Origin of the sequence: Paenibacillus allorhizoplanae, from assembly GCF_927798215.1 — a bacterium.
GTDB lineage: Bacteria > Bacillota > Bacilli > Paenibacillales > NBRC-103111 > Paenibacillus_E > Paenibacillus_E allorhizoplanae.
The window spans coordinates 79,685-99,666 of sequence record NZ_CAKMMW010000026.1 but is presented as its reverse complement, the minus strand read 5'-3'; the positions used below and the strand labels follow the sequence as shown (position 1 = coordinate 99,666).

The 19,982-nt window shown below is 48.0% G+C and carries 18 protein-coding genes; 15 read left to right on the top strand and 3 right to left on the bottom strand.

All coding sequences use genetic code 11. The features are described 5' to 3' along the window. Nucleotides 1-63: 63 nt before the first annotated feature. The 4 genes from L6I86_RS29650 to L6I86_RS29635 all read left to right on the top strand — a co-directional run bounded on the left by L6I86_RS29650 (nucleotide 64) and on the right by L6I86_RS29635 (nucleotide 3,353). A complete protein-coding gene (locus L6I86_RS29650; RefSeq protein WP_236292079.1) occupies nucleotides 64-648 on the top strand; it encodes a TetR/AcrR family transcriptional regulator in 585 nt (194 codons plus the stop codon). A gap of 317 nt (nucleotides 649-965) precedes the next feature. Beyond that, complete coding sequence (locus L6I86_RS29645) at nucleotides 966-1,676, top strand: SDR family oxidoreductase (protein WP_236292078.1); 711 nt, start codon at nucleotides 966-968, stop codon at nucleotides 1,674-1,676. 54 nt (nucleotides 1,677-1,730) lie between these two features. Continuing rightward, nucleotides 1,731-2,942, top strand: a complete 1,212-nt coding sequence (locus L6I86_RS29640) for an MFS transporter (protein WP_236292076.1) — start codon at nucleotides 1,731-1,733, stop codon at nucleotides 2,940-2,942. An 87-nt stretch (nucleotides 2,943-3,029) separates the two neighbouring features. After that, entirely contained in the window at nucleotides 3,030-3,353 is a 324-nt protein-coding gene (locus L6I86_RS29635; protein WP_056618141.1) for a metal-sensitive transcriptional regulator, read from the top strand. 81 nt (nucleotides 3,354-3,434) lie between these two features. Here L6I86_RS29635 and L6I86_RS29630 read toward each other — a convergent pair whose 3' ends face one another. After that, nucleotides 3,435-3,593, bottom strand: a complete 159-nt coding sequence (locus L6I86_RS29630; RefSeq protein ID WP_236292074.1) for a hypothetical protein — start codon at nucleotides 3,591-3,593, stop codon at nucleotides 3,435-3,437. 338 nt (nucleotides 3,594-3,931) lie between these two features. Between L6I86_RS29630 and L6I86_RS29625 the strand changes: the two genes are divergently transcribed. From L6I86_RS29625 to L6I86_RS29615, 3 genes are read left to right on the top strand one after another with little or no spacing between them, the layout of a single operon-like run. Next, complete coding sequence (locus L6I86_RS29625; protein ID WP_236292073.1) at nucleotides 3,932-4,132, top strand: copper ion binding protein; 201 nt, start codon at nucleotides 3,932-3,934, stop codon at nucleotides 4,130-4,132. A gap of 14 nt (nucleotides 4,133-4,146) precedes the next feature. After that, nucleotides 4,147-6,597 carry a heavy metal translocating P-type ATPase gene (locus L6I86_RS29620; protein WP_236292072.1) on the top strand — a complete coding sequence of 817 codons (2,451 nt, stop codon included), beginning with the start codon at nucleotides 4,147-4,149 and terminating at the stop codon, nucleotides 6,595-6,597. A gap of 19 nt (nucleotides 6,598-6,616) precedes the next feature. Continuing rightward, nucleotides 6,617-7,486 carry a hypothetical protein gene (locus L6I86_RS29615; RefSeq protein ID WP_236292070.1) on the top strand — a complete coding sequence of 290 codons (870 nt, stop codon included), beginning with the start codon at nucleotides 6,617-6,619 and terminating at the stop codon, nucleotides 7,484-7,486. A gap of 95 nt (nucleotides 7,487-7,581) precedes the next feature. Here L6I86_RS29615 and L6I86_RS29610 read toward each other — a convergent pair whose 3' ends face one another. Beyond that, a complete protein-coding gene (locus tag L6I86_RS29610; RefSeq protein WP_236292068.1) occupies nucleotides 7,582-8,808 on the bottom strand; it encodes a BNR-4 repeat-containing protein in 1,227 nt (408 codons plus the stop codon). Between the two features lie 203 nt (nucleotides 8,809-9,011). On the opposite strand from L6I86_RS29610, the gene L6I86_RS29605 reads away from it, so the two are divergent. From L6I86_RS29605 to L6I86_RS29595, 3 genes are all read left to right on the top strand, one after another. Next, nucleotides 9,012-10,022: an aldo/keto reductase gene (locus L6I86_RS29605; protein ID WP_236292066.1), complete on the top strand. Its 1,011-nt coding sequence runs from the start codon at nucleotides 9,012-9,014 to the stop codon at nucleotides 10,020-10,022. 71 nt (nucleotides 10,023-10,093) lie between these two features. Continuing rightward, nucleotides 10,094-10,741, top strand: coding sequence for an SGNH/GDSL hydrolase family protein (locus L6I86_RS29600; RefSeq protein WP_236292064.1), 648 nt, complete (start codon nucleotides 10,094-10,096; stop codon nucleotides 10,739-10,741). A gap of 17 nt (nucleotides 10,742-10,758) precedes the next feature. After that, the gene (locus L6I86_RS29595) at nucleotides 10,759-13,605 is read left to right on the top strand and encodes a family 78 glycoside hydrolase catalytic domain (protein ID WP_236292062.1); all 2,847 of its coding nucleotides are present in this window, start codon (nucleotides 10,759-10,761) and stop codon (nucleotides 13,603-13,605) included. A gap of 33 nt (nucleotides 13,606-13,638) precedes the next feature. Here L6I86_RS29595 and L6I86_RS29590 read toward each other — a convergent pair whose 3' ends face one another. Further along, the gene (locus L6I86_RS29590) at nucleotides 13,639-14,523 is read right to left on the bottom strand and encodes a helix-turn-helix transcriptional regulator (protein WP_236292061.1); all 885 of its coding nucleotides are present in this window, start codon (nucleotides 14,521-14,523) and stop codon (nucleotides 13,639-13,641) included. 179 nt (nucleotides 14,524-14,702) lie between these two features. On the opposite strand from L6I86_RS29590, the gene L6I86_RS29585 reads away from it, so the two are divergent. From L6I86_RS29585 to L6I86_RS29565, 5 genes are read left to right on the top strand one after another with little or no spacing between them, the layout of a single operon-like run. Beyond that, nucleotides 14,703-15,500 carry a phytanoyl-CoA dioxygenase family protein gene (locus L6I86_RS29585; protein WP_236292060.1) on the top strand — a complete coding sequence of 266 codons (798 nt, stop codon included), beginning with the start codon at nucleotides 14,703-14,705 and terminating at the stop codon, nucleotides 15,498-15,500. A gap of 14 nt (nucleotides 15,501-15,514) precedes the next feature. Then, a complete protein-coding gene (locus L6I86_RS29580; RefSeq protein ID WP_236292059.1) occupies nucleotides 15,515-16,666 on the top strand; it encodes a trans-sulfuration enzyme family protein in 1,152 nt (383 codons plus the stop codon). 38 nt (nucleotides 16,667-16,704) lie between these two features. Beyond that, nucleotides 16,705-18,375 (top strand): heparinase II/III domain-containing protein, encoded by a 1,671-nt coding sequence (locus L6I86_RS29575; RefSeq protein WP_236292058.1) that lies wholly within the window; start codon nucleotides 16,705-16,707, stop codon nucleotides 18,373-18,375. Then, nucleotides 18,375-18,536, top strand: a complete 162-nt coding sequence (locus L6I86_RS29570) for a hypothetical protein (protein WP_236292057.1) — start codon at nucleotides 18,375-18,377, stop codon at nucleotides 18,534-18,536. The genes L6I86_RS29575 and L6I86_RS29570 overlap by 1 nt, the downstream gene beginning before the upstream one ends. Nucleotides 18,537-18,583: 47 nt before the next feature. Then, the gene (locus L6I86_RS29565) at nucleotides 18,584-19,927 is read left to right on the top strand and encodes a DUF455 family protein (protein WP_236292056.1); all 1,344 of its coding nucleotides are present in this window, start codon (nucleotides 18,584-18,586) and stop codon (nucleotides 19,925-19,927) included. The last annotated feature ends 55 nt before the right edge of the window (nucleotides 19,928-19,982 follow it).

Here is a 19,982-nt window from a genome sequence, read left to right as displayed (position 1 = left end):
ATTCTTTACTGAGCGTTCTTAAACATGTATGATAGCAAGTAGCAGGGAAAGGAGGTTATTCAGATGGCAAGACCTAAAGAGTTTGATCAGGAAGCTGCGCTAGACAAAGCGTTGGAGGTGTTCTGGGAGAAAGGTTACGAACGAACATCCATTCAAGACTTGGTGGAGCACACTGGTGTTCATCGTGGAAGCTTGTATGATACATTCGGGGATAAGCATAAATTATTTTTAACCTGTTTGGACCGTTTTCGAATGGTTGCCAAGGAACATGTGTATGACATTTTGGAAGAGGAAGGTGAACCCAAGGAGGTATTGCAGCGCTTCTTTACGAAGCTGATCGATGTATCACTAAGCGATGAGCATCAGCGCCGCGGATGCTTTGTCACGAACACGGCAATGGGCATCGGTAACAGCGATCCTGTTATTGCACTGCGTGTGGAAGCTCATGCACTCGATTTGGAAACGACGTTCTATCATTTCCTGATTCGAGCGCAACAAAAAGGGGCACTCAAGAGTAAGTATGGGACTCGTGAGCTTGCACGGTTTCTCGTAAGTACGAGGCACGGTCTACACGTGATGGCCAAAACAGCAACAGATCGCAAAATGTTGGAGGATGCAGCTGCGGTGGCTATGTCGATCTTAGTGTAAAGATGACATAGTCGTCGGTGTTTGTTTGATTTTTGAAGAACGATTATTCTTGAATAGATCTCATTATTGCACGGTTTTTATACGTATACCTAGATGAAATCGATTGGATAAGGAATGGTTAGAAATAGTTATTGACCGATCATTCTTAAATGAGGTATGCTATATGGCGTAGGGGAGATCGAGTACGCTTGATGAGGTCGAACGCTAAATATACTCTGAAGTGTAAGAGTTTCATGGTAGATATAAAGGCATTTTTTTTGATCTTTTAAAGAACGATCATTCTTAAATTATTATAAAAACGAATTGGAGGAATTACAATGAACATGACAAATCAAATTGCACTAGTAACAGGAGCGAACAGAGGTCTCGGCCGTCAATTAACGATTGAATTGATTACTAGAGGGGCAAAAGTATATGCAGGTGCTAGAAACCCTGAAACTGTAGATATCCCAGGTGCCATTCCGATCCAGTTAGATATAACGGATCCGAAATCGGTAGCCGCGGCTGCGGAAGCAACAAAGGACGTAACGTTGTTGATTAACAATGCGGGATCATCAACGGGCGCTTCGCTGCTTGAAGGTGATTGGGATAACATTCATCTGGAATTTGATACGCATGTATTCGGTACGCTTAGCATGGTTCGTGCATTTGCACCGATTATTGAGCGAAATGGTGGTGGTACCATTCTGAATATACTGTCTGCCCTGTCCTGGTTCAGCATCGGAGACGCTGGAGCTTATACCGCTGCTAAATCGGCGGAGTGGGGGTTGACTAACGTATTGAGACTGAATTTGGCTCCTCGTAACATAAGAGTTGCTAGTCTGCACGTCGGGTTTATGGATACGGATATGACTGCGGATATTCAAGCGCCAAAAGTTAATCCTACTGATATCGCGAAAATTGCTATTGACGGCATGGAAGCCGATAGCTTGGAGATCGTAGCTGACGATACAAGTCGTAAAGTGCAGAAAGGCCTTGCAGGTGGAGTAGCGAGTCTGTACCCACAATTATTTCAGGCTAAGGAGTAAATCCAATCCTATACTACGTAGAATGTGTAAGAATCGCTGAAGGGGGAAACATGGATGAAAACATTGTCAACGAAAGCAGCATTCTGGGCAGTAGCCTGGATTTTGACCATCAGTTTATGGGTCAGTACAGCTCCTACGATTGTTTTCCCTATGTATGCTTCAGAATGGCAACTCTCTAAAGCAGTAACGACTGGTATATTTGCAACGTATCCGATTGTACTTATTCTGGTCCTCGTTCTTCTAGGCAACATTTCGGATTACATTGGTCGCCGAAACACGTTATTGATCGGACTTATTTTTTTGCTTATAAGTGCATTAGCATTCGCGTCAGCCCCGAACGTGTTCTGGCTGTTCGCTGGTCGTATCGTGCAGGGAATTGGCGTAGGACTCACGGCAGGATCTGGCGCCGCCGCACTTGTAGAGTTTAATCCGACGTCGAATAAGAAATACCCTGGATCTATTAATACAATCACACAGGCATTTGGTCTATTCCTGGCAACGATTATAGGTGCAGTTCTTATCAAATATGCCCCATCACCGCTGCATTTTAGCTATTGGGTGTTGACCGCTATTGTGATCATCAGCATGATCTTATGTCTCTTCATTCCTCAAAATAAAACACCGGAATCTATCCGGGGCTGGAAGCCGCAGGGCATTCAAATCCCGCCAGGTCAATGGGGGTTATACGCATTAGCTGCATTAGCAGTTGGAACGGGTTTCGCGAATGGAGCAGTCTTTTTGTCGCTAGGTGCGCAAATTGCACGTGATGTTATTGGAACGAATGACATTCTTGTCATTGGCACCGTTCTGTCGATAGCGTATTTGCTGGGCGCCGTTAGCGCTACAATTGCAGGCCGCTTGGGTCCTAGAACATCGATCCGTGCGGGGATGATCTCTGTCTTTTTGACAGTGATTATGCTAGTTACTGCTTCAGAGTTGCATTCCTTTGTGTTGTTTGTCACCGCGGCGATTCTTGGCGGACTTGGCTATGGCTTCTCGGCAGCAGGAGGAATCGGGCTTGTCGTTATCAACTCGCCTGTTCAGTACCGCGTACAGTTTATCTCAGCTGTGCTGGTCGTCGCTTATTTGTTCCAAGGACTCAGTGCTTATGGTGGCGGGGTGGTCTCGACGGCTTTCGGCTTCAACAACGCAATTTGGATCCTGTCTATCGTTGTGGCCTTCCTTGCACTCCTTACCTTATTCCTTTCGGTGAAAAACCGTATGGCAATGGTGTCAGCCCCTGTAACTCCGAAGCCAATTAGATAATCGAAATGTTAATGTGGGTTATGTCTTATTCCGTTTGCATAGGGTGGGGGGCTATGATAAAATGCAATCAACAAAGGAGTGATTGGGATGACGGAGGAGAGCCACTCACACGACATGTGTGCAACTTCAAGCGAACGAAAGAGTCACCATTCCGATAAAGCCAAGAGTAATCTAATCACCCGATTGAACCGGATTGAGGGGCAAATTCGTGGAGTTAAGGGGCTTATTGAGAAAGATACGTACTGTGACGATGTACTGAATCAAATTTCATCCATCCAATCCGCGTTAAATGGGGTAAGTAAGCAATTGCTTGAGCATCATATGAAAAGCTGTGTGATTGATCGCATTCAAGAAGGCGATGAAGAAGTAATAACCGAGTTACTAACAACGATCAATAAACTCATGAAATGACGGATCTGGAGATCCTACCAACGTAGGTAAAAGGACTTCACCAAATAGGTGAGGTCCTTATGCGAGTTAGATGCTATGTGTCTATTTCTTGATAAGGTTCAACTTAATCGCCTGTTGTTCCGTTAGAATAAACTCCTGTTGAGGCCAAATATCCTCATCTGCATCTCTGCCGAAGAGACGAAGGAGCTCTAGCCAAACCCCTTTTTCTATAGCCTCCGCAGCTGTGATTATGATCTTCATAAAAAACACCTCCTGTGTTTAGTTACACGGATCTATTGCTTTTTAAACGAATTAGGCAGATGTTCCGAAGGTGCTTTATTGATAGGATATGCTCTAGGGAACGAATTATCCTCTTAAAGTTAGATGTAATCGATATTCGTACACGACTGTAACACGGTGGAGACGCATGTGGATGGTTAGGGGAACGCTAAGAAAAATAAGTTTTCGACTTGACTAATATAGGGTAGGGGGGTATACTAAAAACAAGATCAGGTTGTTGAACAATTTCAAGTTGGCCATACTGAAGTAGTCGGTAACCTTTTAATGAAATAAATCCCATATATAAAGGAGAATGAACGATGCAAAATGTAACGTTGAAAGTAGCAGGCATGTCCTGTAACCACTGTGTGAATTCTGTTGAGGGAGCTTTAAAAACGATAGGCGCTACAGGGAAAGTCGACTTAGCAAGCGGTATGGTGCATGTGGAATTCGATGAAAATAAGCTGACGCAAGATGCGATTAAAGAAGCGATTGAAGATCAAGGCTACGACGTCAACTAAAAGAGGTGTAGATAATGGAAACTGCTGATGCTGCAACAAATACGAAGCAAACATCACTGCAGATAACGGGAATGACATGCGCCGCTTGTGCTAACCGGATTGAAAAGGGTTTGAACAAGCTGGAAGGGGTCACGGAAGCCAATGTCAACTTCGCGATGGAGCGAGCCACGGTAATTTATGACCCTAGTCGTATCGACGCAGCCAAGATGGAACAAAGCATACAGAAACTAGGCTACGATACGGCGAAGGAATCCGTTGATTTGCAGCTTGAAGGCATGACTTGTGCGGCTTGTGCCCAGCGGATTGAAAAGGCCTTAAACAAGTTGCCTGGTGTGAGAGCGGCTACGGTAAATTTTGCAATGGAAACGGCCCATGTCGTGTACAATCCAGCCGAGCTTGCGGTATCGGATATGCAGAAGCGGGTGGAGAAACTCGGTTACAAAGCGATCCTAAAACAAGAGCAAGGCGACCCCTCAGAGCATAGGAAGCAGGAGATTAGTAAGCAAAAGCGCAAGCTTCTATTATCTGCGATCTTATCATTGCCGTTGCTGTGGTCGATGGTCAGCCACTTTTCGTTCACCTCATGGATTTGGATACCGGAATTGTTCATGAATCCTTGGTTTCAATTGATTATGGCAACGCCGGTTCAGTTTTACATCGGAAGACAATTCTACGAAGGTGCTTATAAAGCGCTGCGAAATGGCTCTGCCAACATGGATGTACTGGTTTCACTAGGGACTTCAGCGGCCTACTTCTATAGTCTGTATTTGACGATCGATTGGGTGATCGGGGGCGCCGGCATGCATCATGGACCGTCTCTGTACTATGAAACAAGCGCTGTGCTGATTACGTTAGTCATCATGGGCAAATTGTTTGAAGCACTAGCTAAAGGACGGACATCGGAGGCGATTAAGTCTTTGATGGGATTGCAGGCGAAAACTGCCTTGGTTATCCGCGAAGGTCAAGAGCTCAACCTCCCCATTGAAGAAGTAGTGACGGGGGATGTCCTGCTCGTCCGTCCAGGAGATAAAATTCCGGTAGACGGAGAAGTGCTTGAAGGTCGATCCGCGGTGGATGAATCGATGCTTACTGGTGAGAGTCTACCCGTGTCAAAGAAACCTGGTGATGCGGTTATAGGAGCAACCATAAACAAAAATGGCATGCTTCGCATCCAAGCAACGAAGGTAGGGAAAGATACTGCACTGGCACAAATTATTAAAGTCGTCGAAGAAGCGCAAGGCTCGAAAGCACCGATTCAGCGGGTAGCCGATGTTATTTCGGGAATTTTCGTTCCCATTGTAGTGGGAATTTCCCTTGTGGCTTTCCTAGTCTGGTATTTCATAGTGACACCGGGAGATTTTGCAGGGGCTTTGGAGAAAGCTATAGCCATCTTGGTTATTGCCTGTCCTTGTGCGCTGGGCTTAGCGACACCGACTTCGATTATGGCGGGATCAGGGCGCGCAGCCGAACTTGGTATTTTATTCAAAGGCGGCGAGCATCTTGAGAAGACCCATCAGATTGATGTGATCATTTTAGATAAAACAGGTACGGTCACTAAAGGAAAGCCAGAACTTACGGATGTGTACGCGGAAGGTGACGAAGCGGAATTCCTACGACTTGTAGGCGCGGCAGAGAGAAACTCGGAGCATCCCCTCGCAGAAGCGATCGTGGCAGGGATAAGAGAAAAGGGCGTTGAACTACCCGCAGTAGAATCATTCGAAGCCATCCCTGGGTATGGCATTCAAGCTATCGTTGAAGGGAAAGAGCTGCTCATCGGAACGCGACGACTCATGGAACAATTCGGTGTAGATGTGAAGGGTACTGAAGACGACACGATGTCGAAGCTAGAGGAGTCCGGTAAAACAGCTATGCTTGTTGCCATTAATAAAGGGTACGGGGGTATAGTAGCTGTAGCGGATACCGTCAAAGAGACATCACATGCCGCGGTTAGCCGTTTGAAGGCTATGGGCATTCAGGTCATCATGATTACCGGTGACAACGAACGGACGGCCAAAGCGATCGCAGCTCAAGTGGGTATTGAGCATGTTCGTGCGGAAGTTCTACCCGAAGGCAAAGCGGAAGAAGTGAAAAAACTTCAAGCGCAAGGAAAGAAAGTGGCGATGGTTGGAGATGGTATTAACGATGCACCGGCGCTAGCGACGGCTGATATCGGGATGGCGATCGGAACGGGCACGGATGTGGCCATGGAGGCTGCCGATGTGACACTCATGCGCGGGGACTTAGCCAGTATTCCGGATGCGATCTACATGAGCCGCCAAACGATGCGCAACATCAAACAAAACTTGGTCTGGGCACTCGGATACAATACGTTAGGTATACCGATTGCTGCGCTTGGCTTATTGGCGCCTTGGGTGGCGGGCCTAGCCATGGCATTAAGCTCGGTTTCTGTTGTTCTTAATGCACTGCGTCTTCAACGTGTGAAGATCCAAAAAGAATTGACCTAAATATAGGAGAGAGTAGCGCATGTATATTCATAAAATAGGGCTTATCTCAGCTATGCTCGCCGTACTGTTTCTAAGCGCATGTGGCAGTGTCAGAGAAGCCTCCTCGAGCAATAATCAGCATGGCAGTCACGAGGCAGCCTCCAGTCCAGCAAGTGCCGATGGGCATAGTGGACATGGGGGCGAAATGCCGAAGGCATCCCCGAACCTGAACGCATCGTTCACCTTCGGATCGGCAAGTCTGAAAGCGAATGAGAGTTCAGAATTAACGATCCAAATTGCGGACGGTGCCGGCAAACCAGTTACTGATTTTCAAGTAAATCATGAGAAGCTGCTGCATTTGATAATTGTGAATCACAATCTATCGTCCTTTCAACATATCCACCCGGCCTACCAAGGAAATGGCAAGTTTACGGTCAGCACAAGCTTCGATGCAGGTGGGGACTATAAGCTCATTGCTGATTTTATTCCTAGTGGCGGAACGAGCACTACGCTCAGTCAATGGGTGAAAGTTGCTGGTAAAGAGGCGGAGCATACTGTGCTTAAAGCAGATGCCAAACTTCAGCAAGAGGTTAGCGGTAAAGCCGTTGAACTTTCCTTGAGCAGCATAAAGGCCAAAGAAGAGGTAACGCTCAGCTTTACAATTCGAGACGCTCAGACGAACAAAGAGATCACGGATCTGCAGCCTTACTTAGGCGCAGTTGGCCATGTTGTGATTCTGTCAGCCGATGCTGAGCAGTACATTCATGTACATCCGCTTGAGGAGAAGGCAACGGGTCCAGTTGCTAAGTTCGCAACCTCATTCCCAGAAGCGGGAGTCTACAAGCTATGGGGACAGTTCCAACATAACGGAGAAGTGTTTACAGTGCCTTTCGTTGTTAATGTGAAATGAAGCCATAGGCCCATAAACGCATGAATAAGCCCTTGCATCCTTCCATAGGAAGGATGAGGGGCTTATTTGTTGTGATCGGTTTATGAGGTGAAACCCTACCGTTTCCCCCTGACCAACTTCATCTTCAAAGCCGTCTCATAGTTGGTAAAATGCACATAATCCCCATGTATCCACAGAAGGAGCGCTTCTTCTTGCCCGTTGTTCCTGGCTAGGACGGGTCTCACGTTGTTGTGAGAAGAACCACTGGTTACTGCAGTTGATTCCCACGTTTTACCATAATTAGTCGTGTGCCAATGCTCAATTTCGAATATACCATTCACCGAACGCGACAGATATACGTTGGCCGGGTTGTCATGATCCAGTATAAGACCGCCCGAGTAGAAGGGCTCCCGTTCCACGGCGCCTAGCTCGGTTTGCGGGAACCAGGACCCGCCGGCTGCCATTTCATGACTCTCCCAGGAGTCGCCGTTCCAATAGCTGTACCAATATCGGTGGTCCGTATTGGAGTGGAAGACGGCGTACACGATGGTGGGATGCCCTTTGACATCCACTGCGATATCCCAGATCCAAGCCTTCGCATCATGCAGGGTTCCGTCGAACACCACATCGGCTTCACGAGGGAGCATAGGCAGATTAGATAGGGGTTTAATGGTTGAACCATCCGCATGAGAGAGGTTGCCATCTTGGATGCAAGCGCAGTAGATGCTGTTGTGCGGCTCTATATTTGGATGTCCGTCTGTAAAAGCAAACCAGATAGTATCCTCCCCGTTGCTGGCATACTTGACGTAAGGGCGGGCTCCGTCTCCCATGATTAAGGTTTGGGGTTCCGACCATGTCCCCTCTTTATCGGGTAAGGAACTGAAATTGGGTTTGAAATTACCGCCACGCCAGAACAAATACTGCTTGTGTTCCTGACGGAGATGAATCGGATTGGGGTATGTATATCCATGCATGCCGCTCGTATTCTCTGGCAGTTCTTGTTCGGCACTAAAGGATGCAATATCCTCTGCCGTTTCCATTTGACGGTAATACATCGTCTTCCCATTATGAGCAGAGTAGTAGATGATTGCACGTCCATCGGTAGGGACATACAGCGAGGGGTTCGCATGATCATCCTGCTGCAGACTTGGCTTCATCATGACGGAGTTAACTGACCTGTTACGATGATCATAGGTACCGATCATGACGTGGCCCTGCTTCGTTAACCATCCGATATAGGTTCGGTCCTGCTGCCCGACATAACGTACTGCTCGTGGGTCAGCGAAGAAACACCACGCCCCATCCTCGGTAAAACTTGAATGATGTTCTCCTCGCATAGCCATCCATTCCTCCTCCATCTACTTTTCGTCATCTTCTGTATTCGAACGCGGATACGTGGTAATGTCCATAATTTTCTACATTCTACCTCATCCGTGCTGAGCTGTGAAGTTCGAATTTGGCGTGTTTTTTCTGGCAGATCGACCAAGAAAGTCTCTTCGTAAACGCCTTATACTGAAAGGTGATTCGAGGGAGGAGAATGCTTCTTATGCAATATCGGAAATTTGGCCACACACAATGGGATATTTCGGAAATCGGTTTCGGAGGCTGGCAGATTGGCGGCGGCGGAGCTTTCGGACAAGTGGATGATCGTCATTCAGTTAAAACGCTGCTTACAGCATGGGATCGGGGTATCAACCTGGTAGATACAGCTCAAATGTATGGGAAAGGCCACTCGGAGGAAGTCATCGGCAAGGCACTCAAGGAATGGCATCACAATCATATTTATATAGCTTCCAAGGTGCAGCCCGTTCAATGGCCGCATCCGAATGAGACGGATCCAGCTATGACAGGGCGTTATCCCAAAGCTCACATTCGCAAGCAATGCGAGGACAGCTTGACCAGGCTAGGTGTGGACACCATTGATTTGTATCAGTTGCATGGTTGGTTCCCTATGGGGTTAGAGGATCTAGAATGGCATGAGGCGTTGACGGAGCTCCAGAAGGAGGGCAAAATCCGTGAATTCGGCGTGTCCATTCGCGATTATCGCCCGGAGGACGGTATTGCGCTTGCCGAGGCGGGGCTGATCCAAGCTGAGCAGGTTGTTTATAACATTTTTGAACAGAGGCCAGCAGAGGAACTGTTACCTATTTGTAAGAAGAATGGCGTGGCCGTCCTCGCCCGAGTCCCATTTGATGAAGGTTCGCTGATCGGCAGCTGGGTGCCAGAAACCTACGAGACTTTCGCGCCAGGCGATGTTAGACGTACCTATTTCAAGGGAGAGCGTTTCCTGCGGACGCTGGAGAAGGTGGATGCGATCAAACGGATGATCCGTGAATACGATGCGACGATGACGCTTGCCGAAGTTGCCCTTCGGTTCTGTCTGTCGGATGAAGCTGTAAGCTGCGTCATTCCGGGGATGCGCAACGTGGAGGAAGTGGAAGCCAATCTCAAAGTTTCAGATGGGCAGCCGTTGCCAACAGAGCTGCTGCAGCAATTGAAAGTGTTCAATTGGCCACGCAATTATCATAATCCGGATACGTTGGTGGATCCGTTATGAGTGCTTTTGCTAGATTCCAGAGGCGCCTTAAGGAGAAAGCGGACGATGTCCGGGCCCGTCCCGTTACTTACGTGGCTTTCGGTGATAGTGTGACCCAAGGATGTATGGAATACGCGACCATCGAGCACGAGCAAGTTTACCACAATCTGCTTAAGAATCGCATCGTGAAACGGTATCCTACGACGATTCTGAATGTCATTAATGCTGGCGTATCCGGTGATACGGCTGTTAAGTCGGAGGCGAGATGGCAGCGAGATGTGATTGCGTATCAACCAGATCTTGTGACCATTGGCTTCGGCGTAAATGATTGTCATACCGGGGAGGCGGGGCTTAAGCCGTATATGGAGAAAATAGACGCGTTCGTGCGAACTGTGAAGCGAGATACAGAAGCAGATCTCCTATTGCTTACGCCAAACATGATGATGTTGCACGACAACGATAACATTCATGAGAAGGATCGAACCGTATTGCCTCGCTTCACAGATACGGCAGAGAAAGGATATTTACGGCTGTATACCCTAGCGCTGAGGGAGTATTTAGAGCAAGAAAAGCTGGTTTATGTGGACATATATGCGCTATTCGAGAACTGGTTGCTGGAGGGGCAAGCACCTCATGCTAGACTGGCCAATGGTATTAATCACCCGGATCGTGCATTGCATGTCCAAATAGCAGAACAGATCGAAGCTCGGATATTCGAAGAACACGACAAACTTCAATAGAAAGTGGGGAGCGCCTCATGTTCGAACAGGCGAAGTGGATATGGAAGTCGGGAGACCGAAGACCAATTAATGAGCACATCATCTTTCGAAAAACGTTTGCATACGAGACTGGAGTATCCACTCGAGCGATACTGTCCATCTCTGCCGATACGAAGTATCGGGTATGGGTAAATGGAACGGAGCTTGGAGAAGGTCCTATTCGTTCGACCGCGGATCACTGGTATTACGATGAGTTTGATATTACTCACCTATTGGGGCCTGTCACGAATGTGATTGCCGTGCAGGTCTGGCACTACGGGCACTCTAATTATCAATACGTTGAGAATGAAGCGGGACTGATTGCTCAGTTATCCTTGCACGGCTCCGCCGGTATTCAAGTGATCGGAACAGATGAAACATGGCTTTGTTGTAGGCATGAGGGATACGATGTTGATGTCGTCAAACGCAATGTGAATTTGGGTTGGATGGAAATATACGATGCGAATGCGATGAGCGAACATTGGGTGCACCCCTCCTACGATGACGAGAGTTGTTGGGTGAGGAGTGAAGTTGTTGCTCCCTATGGTGGCGCACCTTGGGGAGGACTTTATCCCAGAGTCATTGAACCGTTGTCCACACAGATCATCAGGCCGAAGCAGATCCTTGCCCATAGTGAAATTGTACCCATCCGCCAAGTGATATCCGTCAATATGCGGGATAATCTGTACCCAGGTTCGCGCGATGCGAATGCGAAGATATTCAGTGGTTTTTTGGCCGTTAGGCTGGTGGCTGAGACAGAAACCAAAGGTCGTTTAACGTTCGCACATTCCAAATGGAACAGTGTTCAGGGACGCTTCAAGATAGATGACCGCTGGTATGTTCATAATGACGAGATACGGCTGGCGGCCGGCGAGCATCTATTCATGATGGAAATTTGCGGTGTTCATAATGATTTGTTCTGCCATTTGGAATTAGATTTCGATACAGAGCTGCGGTTCGCTCATCCTACTGGTGGCGATCAAGCCGCCTCATTCGTAACCATTGGCCCATTCGAGACGATCGAGTCGTATGCCGACGGCTTTCAGCCAGTATACGGGGGCGTTGAGAAGCGAACGGGTTTGAATCATGAGCATCCGCTGCTGCTGGAAATCGGAGCTTGCTCCACCTTGAAGGCATTCGAGGCGTACAATGACATGTGCAAGACGGTTCATCCAAGGCATGTGCTCGTGAATAAAATGATCTATTCGTTAATGATGCGTAAACGATTCGTCAAGCACTATCCCATTACGAACCGGCTGGAGCGAATGCTCCATGACCATCTGCTGCCGACCGTGCTTCCGGATACTGTAGAAGACGGGGATCTCGAATTCATATTGGATTTCGGTAAAATTTATGTAGGGTCCATTGAACTAGAAGTTGATGCGCCTCAAGGGACGGTGATCGATGTTTACGGCTTCGAAAACCGCGTAAATGGGGCCAACGCCTATACGTCCGGATGCAATAATTCATTCCGGTACATATGCTGTGAAGGTAGACAAGTGTTCAAGAGCTTCACCCGGATGGGCTTCCGGTATTTGATCGTCACCGTACGCCAAGCGGATACGCAGGTCCATCTGCACCAAATACAGCTGCACCAATCTAGCTATCCGGCTACAGATAAAGCACTATTCCGCTGTTCAGATCCCTTGCTAAATGACATTTGGGAAATTTCCAGACACACGTCGCACATGTGCATGGAGGATACGTTCGTGGATTGTCCCACTTATGAACAGGTATTCTGGGTAGGGGACTGCCGAGTGAGCGCACTTGTGAACTATCAGTTGTTCGGTTCCTATGAGCTAGTCAGGCATTGCTTGGAAATGGTACCGCGTTCGCGGCGTCAAAGTCCACTTCTGCTCGCCTTGTTCCCTACGGATTGGCAGGCGGCGATTCCGATGTGGACCTTTAGTTGGATTATCGCCTGCAAGGAGTATGTCGATTACAGTGGTGATCATACATTCATCGAGGTCATCTATCCGGAAATCAGGATAACACTTGAAGCGTATAGGGGCTTTCTCAACGAAGACGGCCTGTTTGATACCAGTTCTTGGAATATGCTAGATTGGGCACCAATCGATATTCCATCGGTTGGTGTAGTCACAGCGCAGCAGGCGCAGTTGGCCCAGTGTCACCGAATCGCAGCGGAGATGGCGGAATCGCTGGGACTACACACCGAGGCGAGAACTTTGCTTGATCACGCAGCGAGGTTGAAGCGGGCGCTTATTGAACATTTATGGGACGATGATGCTCAGGTCTACCTAGACGGTATCCACCGTAATGGTAAGCCGTCAACAACGACAAGTCTTCAGACACATGTGTTACTGTATCTGGCAGATTGCCTGGGAGAGCGACAGGCAGCCATTATCGAACCTCAGCTGCTGGATCCACCAGAGGATTGGATTCAAATTGGCTCGCCTTTCTTCTCGTTCTATCTGTTTGAGGTGTGGAGGCGTTTCGGTGAAATCGATCGCACACTGGCGCAGATTAAGACCGACTGGGGTCAAATGATCCGATATGGCGCCACCACCACGTGGGAAACCTTTCAGGTATTCCCAAGGAGTCATGCACATGCATGGTCGGCTGCGCCGGCTTTTGTCCTAGGTAATCAGTTGTTGGGCATTGAGAAAGTAGAGGAAGGCTATCGGAAAATTCGAATCGTCCCGCCTGTGACTGAACTGCTCTGGGCAGAGGGGATCGTTCCGACTGCTTACGGGCGTATCGATGTATCTTGGTCGAAGGAGGAGGGAAAACGAGTGATGCACGTAGCTGTTCCGCTAGATATTCAAGTAGAAGCGGTCCATGAACAGTTCGCGGATTGGGACATTCAGATTCAAGTGGTTAGATAGATCCAGATGGCTCTATTCTGGCAGGTGCTGGTGTTAAGCTTCCTTCTGACTTTTGCGGAACTTGCCGGGCGAGATTCCATGCATCTGTTTAAAAAGCTTATTAAAAAAACTCAAGTCGTCGAAGCCGACCTCTTGGGCAATCTGTAATATGTTGCTATTTGTAGAGATCATCAGCTCTTTCGCTATCCGTATGCGAATTTCATTACGGAATTCAATGAAGGTCTTGCCCATGTACTGCTTAAATCTAGCTGTGAAGGCGGACTGGCTCATGCCGCACATCTGGCTGACTTGAGCAAGTGACAGCGGATTGGCGTGATGCAGTTCGATAAACTCGGCTACACGCTCGATGATTTTGTGCTCAGAAGCTAGCGCCGTCATTGGTTTGTGCAGCATTTGATCGTAACAGCGGCTGAGGAATACGAACATTTCGATGAGTCTGGTCTTCACGAGCAAGCGATAACCGAGCATCTTCTCGGTGTATTCGTTAAGAATGCGGTCTAGCAGCAGTTTCATCTCGATCCTTTGGTGTGGATTCAGCCTCAGATGGGACTGGAAATGGACGGACTGCCGCAGAAAAGGCTCCACATAGAAAAAGTCGACGAACGACGTTACGTTGGATAATGATTGCAGCTCGTGACTTAAAATGGAAGGAGCAAGCAGTATGTTATAAACGATGAGATGTTCATCCACGAAATAGGCATGCTCGACATCCGGCTCGATGACGAAGACGTCACCTTCTTGGATAAGGTATTCCGCTCCTGCATAGATATGGCGACCCGATCCCTCTACCACATACACAAACTCGATGAATTCGTGTGAATGTGGCTTGACGGATTCTTTTTTTTTGAATGTGTACTGCTCGAGATGAAAGGGGAATTCATGCGCTTCCAGGTAAGTTTCATTTTCAAATCGGGTCATCGGGCAAGACCTCCGGAAAGGAAGATAAGTGCTTTATTACTTTTTATCATAGAGGATATCCAGCTAGAAGGAAAGCTGGCAAATCACCTTCAAACTCTGACGGATTCACCAAGTCTGCTCCCTTGTACACATGATAAAGTGAAATTAAAGTACAGAAAGTACAAAAGGAGCTGTCTGCCATGACCAACGCAATTCAATCGCTATTAACCTTGGAGCAACGCACATTTTATCAGGAGAACGGGTTCGTGCAAGTGGATAATGTCCTGAATGAGCAAGAAATAATTGAGCTCCGTCAATGTATGGATGAAGTGATGGTCGAGGAGTCTGCTTCGCTGTCCTTGCAAACGGATAAAAAAGGCGGCAGCTATTACCGTGTGCTTAACCAGCGTGTTAACGTCTGGCGGGACCATGGCGGCATGCATAAGTATTCTTTCAACCCACGGTTTGCGCAGATGGCACTTGAACTTACGGGTGCAAGTGGAATTCGTCTCTTTCACGATCATGCCCTGTGGAAAATGCCAGGCGATTCGAAGCCAACTCCGTGGCATCAAGATTACCCTTATTGGCCGATGACGGAGCAGGGAGCCATGTCGATATGGATCGCACTCGATGACGTGGATGAGTCGAACGGTTGCATGATGTTCGTACCGAAATCACAAAATGCCGGTAAACTGAACCATATTGATTTGGCCAATCCTCAAGATTTATTTGAGTTCGTGAAGGGGACCGATTACGAGAATGCGAAGCCTGTGAAAGTGCCGTTAAAAGCAGGAAGCTGTACGTTCCATAATGGGCTTACCTTTCACTATGCGCACTCGAATGTAACGGATAAGCCGAGGCGTGCGCTAGCGATCATTTACATGCCGGATGGGACGACATTTAACGGGAAGAAGCATGCGATCACGATGGATTTGAACTTGCATGAAAACCAACCGCTGGCAGGTCGGATGTTTCCACTATTAGCCTCCAGATCGTAAGGAGGAGGGGAGATATGGATAAGGATGATATCAAAAGTAAGGAAGACCTTCTTGCTCATCTCGGTGACGATTATGACCGTTTTTTGGGAGCAATCGTGCCCCCTATTTTTCAAAACTCACTGTTCACAAGGAAAACGGTTAATCACGGGTATACGTATACACGCGTTTCCAACCCGACGACGGAGATTGCCGAAATGAAAATCGCAGCGCTTGAGGGTGGAGAGGAAGCACGCTGCTTCTCTTCGGGAATGGCCGCAATAAGCGCTGCCTTAACCTACTATCTTGAGAAAGATAGCCATGTGATATGCCCTCGTGCAGCCTACGTACCAGCGAAAGCCTTTCTGGAAACCTACATGAAGAAGTTCGGCTGTGAGGTTACGCTCGTATCGGGGGAAAGTATCAAGGAATTCGAACAAGCGATCCGCCCGAATACAAAGGTTATTTATCTGGAAAGTCCGCTATCGAACATTTTCTCGCTCCAGGATCTGAAGGCAATCTCCAGTTTAGCGAAATCTTATGGGATTGCGACGATCATTGATAATACATGGGCGACGCCGCTTTATCAGAATCCCCTTGCCTATGGCATTGATCTCGTGGTTCACTCTGCATCGAAGTATTTGGGTGGACACAGCGATATTCTGGGTGGTGTCATTATAGGTAGCAAGCAGATTCTGGAATCGATTACCAATAACGAAAGAAGTTTGTTTGGGGCTGTTATGGATCCCCACCAATCCTGGCTGCTCATTCGGAGTTTGCGGACCCTCGCGGTTCGGATGAGGCAGCATGAGGAGAATGGTAAGAAGGTCGCCGCTTTCCTCGAAGGTCATTCTCAAGTATCCACTGTCTACTATCCAGGCTTGCCTAGCCATCCGCAATACGAGCTTGGGTGCAGGCAGATGTCTGGTTACTCCGGGTTGCTGAGCTTCGTGCCGAAGGGCGACAAACAGCAGATTATGAAGATGATGAAAAGCTTGCGGTATTTTGAAGAAGGCCCAAGTTGGGGCGGTTTTGAGAGTCTTATTAATTCACCTGGGCTATGGGTCAACGAGGAGACATCCCTCTTATCAGGAATTCCGATCGGTCTAATGCGCATTTCGGTTGGTCTGGAGAGTGCAGAATCGATTATCGAAGATTTAGATCGCGCACTAATTGAAATGACACGATAGTCATAAGGGGAAACGGTCGATCGTAAATTGCACGAAGTATGAAGGGGACGAGTGTTCACGTGAGCTATGTACAGGATTGGCAGGCTGTTCAAGAGAAAATTCGGACGGAAGCGTGGGCGAAGACGGTCTATGACACTCTGCTTAAGACCACGGAGTGGTGGGTCCATCATTACGCAGATGATCCAGGGAGAATTACGGGATGGGGGCACAACTATTTCTGTGAAGCATGCGGGAGCAGGATTAATTTCGAGCGGGAAGCTCCCCATGCGAATAGCTGCCAAAGTTGTGACCACGCCAATAAGGGTGCCCGCTTTGATCAAGCATGGAATTATTTGTACCGGGACGAAGCGCATAAACATGTTTTTTACGCAGGTGTGCTGTATCGGCTAACTGGCGATGATCGTTACCCGACTTACATCCGCAGCGTTTTGTCATTCTATAGCGATCATTATGAGCAGCTCCAGGTAGACGTTCCCGCCGGTTATGTTGGAAAAATAGCCGGCATTAATCTCTGCGATGCGGTGGGCATGATTTGGCTGTTGCAGGGGATGGAGATGATTAAGGAGACGTTAAGCACTGCAGAGCTGCGTCATTATAAGAGCCATCTATTCGACCCGCAGGTAGAGCTGCTCGACAGCCACTGTACGAGTATTCACAACATTCCGTGTTGGATGAAGGCGGCAGTGGGCATGACGGGAATGTTCTTCGGTGATCACAGCTACGTAGAGAGAGCCTTGGAGGGACCTTTCGGTTTGCTGCGGCAATTGCAGGAAGGCGTAACAGCGGAAGGATTCTGGTACGAAGGTTCGTTTCACTATCATTTCTATTGCGTAGAACCGTTCACTTATTTCCTGTTGTTTGCCCGTATTTATGATGTGGCATGCAAAGGAATGGATGAGATCGTTAAACGGATGTATGTGTTCCCAGCTGAGCTTGTATTCGATAACGGTGTTTTCCCCAATCCGAATGACGGCTGGCCGAACATCGCGCTGACTCACTATGCGGGTCAGTACGAGTACGCGAATCGATTGTTTCCAAATCCTGCCTTTGAGTATGCACTTTCCAGATCTTACGAGGCGTACTACCGGCAGGCGATGGCTTATGGAGGGATGATCGAGAATTCACCTGAAGGATGGGTTCAACGTCTCCTTTTCGGCAAAGGGAAATATGCTGGGGAAGAGCTTCTCCGCGTAACGAAAAATTATCCTGCTTCGAATATTTGCTCGTTACGCGCTGGGAAAACGGCTTTATTTATGAAATACGGACTGAATACACGGAGCCATGCACACCCTGATTTAATGAATATCGAGCTGTTCGACGCGGATTGTTTATGGTCTCACGATATATCCTCGAATGGCTATGGTTCTTTCTTGTTTCTAGAGTGGCAGCGGAAGACAATTGCTCATAATACGGTCATCGTCGATGGCGTCGATCAGATCTGTTCGGAGCGGGGCATTGTGGAGCAATTCGAACCAGAGAGTAACCGCATACGTGCCAAAGCCAAAGATGTCTATCCTGGTGTCGATTATGTGCGCGATATTCATGTTCAAGAAGGGTACATCTCGGATACATTTGAGGTGATCAGCGCAGATGAACATCAGACCGATTGGTTGTTTCACTGTCATGGGAAGATGGAGACCGAGTTCGAAACGCAGCCGTGTGCACCCATCGGGAGCGAGTTTGGCTATCAGCACCTCATGAATGGGTAATGGCAGATCGAACGTTAACGCTTTGGATGGAAGGGTGCGCGGGAACTGATATTTATGTATTCGAGGGGTACGAAGATACAACGGCTAAGAAACGATCTGGTGTATTGGTAAGAAGGCACGGGTGTGGAGCAGCCTATCGTGCCGTTTATACGATTGAGTGAATGCTTAAGCGTATTGAAGTCATTTCTTCTTATGGGGGTAAACATCAATGGCGAAGAGAATAGAAGTGGACGTAACGGATTACAGCTTCCTTGAAGCTGCTTCTTCCTATAAAGGCTCGCTGCTGCGACCGATAGATACCGCAAAGTTGCTGAAGATGTGCTTCTGGTTGGAGTTCGAGCTGTCACGGATGACGATGGGATGGGTCTCGTCTGTGCCAGATTGGGACCTGAAGGGGGAACTTGTGCGATTGTCGTATCTGCACACGCAGCATATGGTACAGCTGCGTGAACGGATCAGCGAGTTACCTGGCGCGGATATTAACGATAAAGCCTGGACTCCGAGTGGTCTTCAAGAAGCTTGTCAGCGTATTACGCAGGCGGGAGGGCTCATTGAATTTGCTGCGGGTTATAAGTTCATCGTTCAGAAGCTTTATGAGCAGTATACCGTATTTCATGAAACGCTCGATCCGATCCTGGACGGACCAACGTTTGATAAACTGCGATATATCGAGCTGGATAAGGAGCAGATGCTTTCCTGGGGCATTCCTTACGTGAAGTTTGCTTATGTTGAAGATCAAGAGAAACGTGATGCGTATCATAGTTGGTTAGGTTATATCGATCAGGTATGGAAGGTGCTCGAACAATCATCGTCGAAGAAAAAGATCGATTGGCCGGACCATCCGGTTCTCGAGCCAGCGGGCCCAATTCCACTGAAGCCTGCTAACGATCCGAAGTATCCGCATGTCGATCTGACGAAATATAAAAGCGCGATGTTCGATCCGAAATCTCCCACTTACGACAGCCTAAAACATATGATCTTCATCAATGCCAGTGAAATGTCGGCTGTGGAAAGCTTAACCTATCTGTACTATGGTGTGCAGAAAATGCCCATAGATTTCTACCTTGATGTAGCACGGCATACATGGGATGAGGTCCGTCATAGTCAGATGGGGGTTCGCCGATTAAAGCAGATGGGCTATCGAACGGAGGATTTCTCTTGGCATCCATCCACATCGCCGACGCCGGAAACGATGAAGCAGGTGTTTCCCGAGTTTTATTCCAGTCTGACGATGGTTATGGAGCCCTGTTCCTTCATCAAGAAACGGAAGTCGATTGCTGCCTTCATGAAGCACGGTGATCCTCTGTCATCGATCCAATCCGAATATGATATCGCCGACGAGCGTCTTCATGTTGGATTCGGGCAGAAATGGGGTGCGAAGCTATTCGAGCATATGGAAGACTTTATATCGGCACAGAATGCCGCTGAAACGGTCAAACAGATGCATCTTCGCAAAATGGGCTATAGCCAGGATGAGATTAACAAAGTGCTGCACAGCTTTCCAGAGTTCTGTGGATTTGCAACAATGGAACTCAATTACGATAAGTATTAATAGGACACGATCCATAGCCGATTACCGTGGAAAGGTTTATAATGCTAACAATACG

Excerpts from the sequence above, each read along its gene's own strand:
- L6I86_RS29625 (WP_236292073.1), top strand. The coding sequence starts at position 3,932 with ATGCAAAATGTAACGTTGAAAGTAGCAGGCATGTCCTGTAACCACTGT.
- L6I86_RS29615 (WP_236292070.1), top strand. The coding sequence starts at position 6,617 with ATGTATATTCATAAAATAGGGCTTATCTCAGCTATGCTCGCCGTACTG.
- L6I86_RS29605 (WP_236292066.1), top strand. The coding sequence starts at position 9,012 with ATGCAATATCGGAAATTTGGCCACACACAATGGGATATTTCGGAAATC.
- L6I86_RS29630 (WP_236292074.1), bottom strand. The coding sequence starts at position 3,593 with ATGAAGATCATAATCACAGCTGCGGAGGCTATAGAAAAAGGGGTTTGG.
- L6I86_RS29645 (WP_236292078.1), top strand. The coding sequence starts at position 966 with ATGAACATGACAAATCAAATTGCACTAGTAACAGGAGCGAACAGAGGT.
- L6I86_RS29575 (WP_236292058.1), top strand. The coding sequence starts at position 16,705 with ATGAAGGGGACGAGTGTTCACGTGAGCTATGTACAGGATTGGCAGGCT.
- L6I86_RS29585 (WP_236292060.1), top strand. The coding sequence starts at position 14,703 with ATGACCAACGCAATTCAATCGCTATTAACCTTGGAGCAACGCACATTT.
- L6I86_RS29650 (WP_236292079.1), top strand. The coding sequence starts at position 64 with ATGGCAAGACCTAAAGAGTTTGATCAGGAAGCTGCGCTAGACAAAGCG.
- L6I86_RS29580 (WP_236292059.1), top strand. The coding sequence starts at position 15,515 with ATGGATAAGGATGATATCAAAAGTAAGGAAGACCTTCTTGCTCATCTC.
- L6I86_RS29590 (WP_236292061.1), bottom strand. The coding sequence starts at position 14,523 with ATGACCCGATTTGAAAATGAAACTTACCTGGAAGCGCATGAATTCCCC.
- L6I86_RS29620 (WP_236292072.1), top strand. The coding sequence starts at position 4,147 with ATGGAAACTGCTGATGCTGCAACAAATACGAAGCAAACATCACTGCAG.
- L6I86_RS29640 (WP_236292076.1), top strand. The coding sequence starts at position 1,731 with ATGAAAACATTGTCAACGAAAGCAGCATTCTGGGCAGTAGCCTGGATT.
- L6I86_RS29570 (WP_236292057.1), top strand. The coding sequence starts at position 18,375 with ATGGCAGATCGAACGTTAACGCTTTGGATGGAAGGGTGCGCGGGAACT.
- L6I86_RS29610 (WP_236292068.1), bottom strand. The coding sequence starts at position 8,808 with ATGGCTATGCGAGGAGAACATCATTCAAGTTTTACCGAGGATGGGGCG.
- L6I86_RS29565 (WP_236292056.1), top strand. The coding sequence starts at position 18,584 with ATGGCGAAGAGAATAGAAGTGGACGTAACGGATTACAGCTTCCTTGAA.
- L6I86_RS29635 (WP_056618141.1), top strand. The coding sequence starts at position 3,030 with ATGACGGAGGAGAGCCACTCACACGACATGTGTGCAACTTCAAGCGAA.
- L6I86_RS29595 (WP_236292062.1), top strand. The coding sequence starts at position 10,759 with ATGTTCGAACAGGCGAAGTGGATATGGAAGTCGGGAGACCGAAGACCA.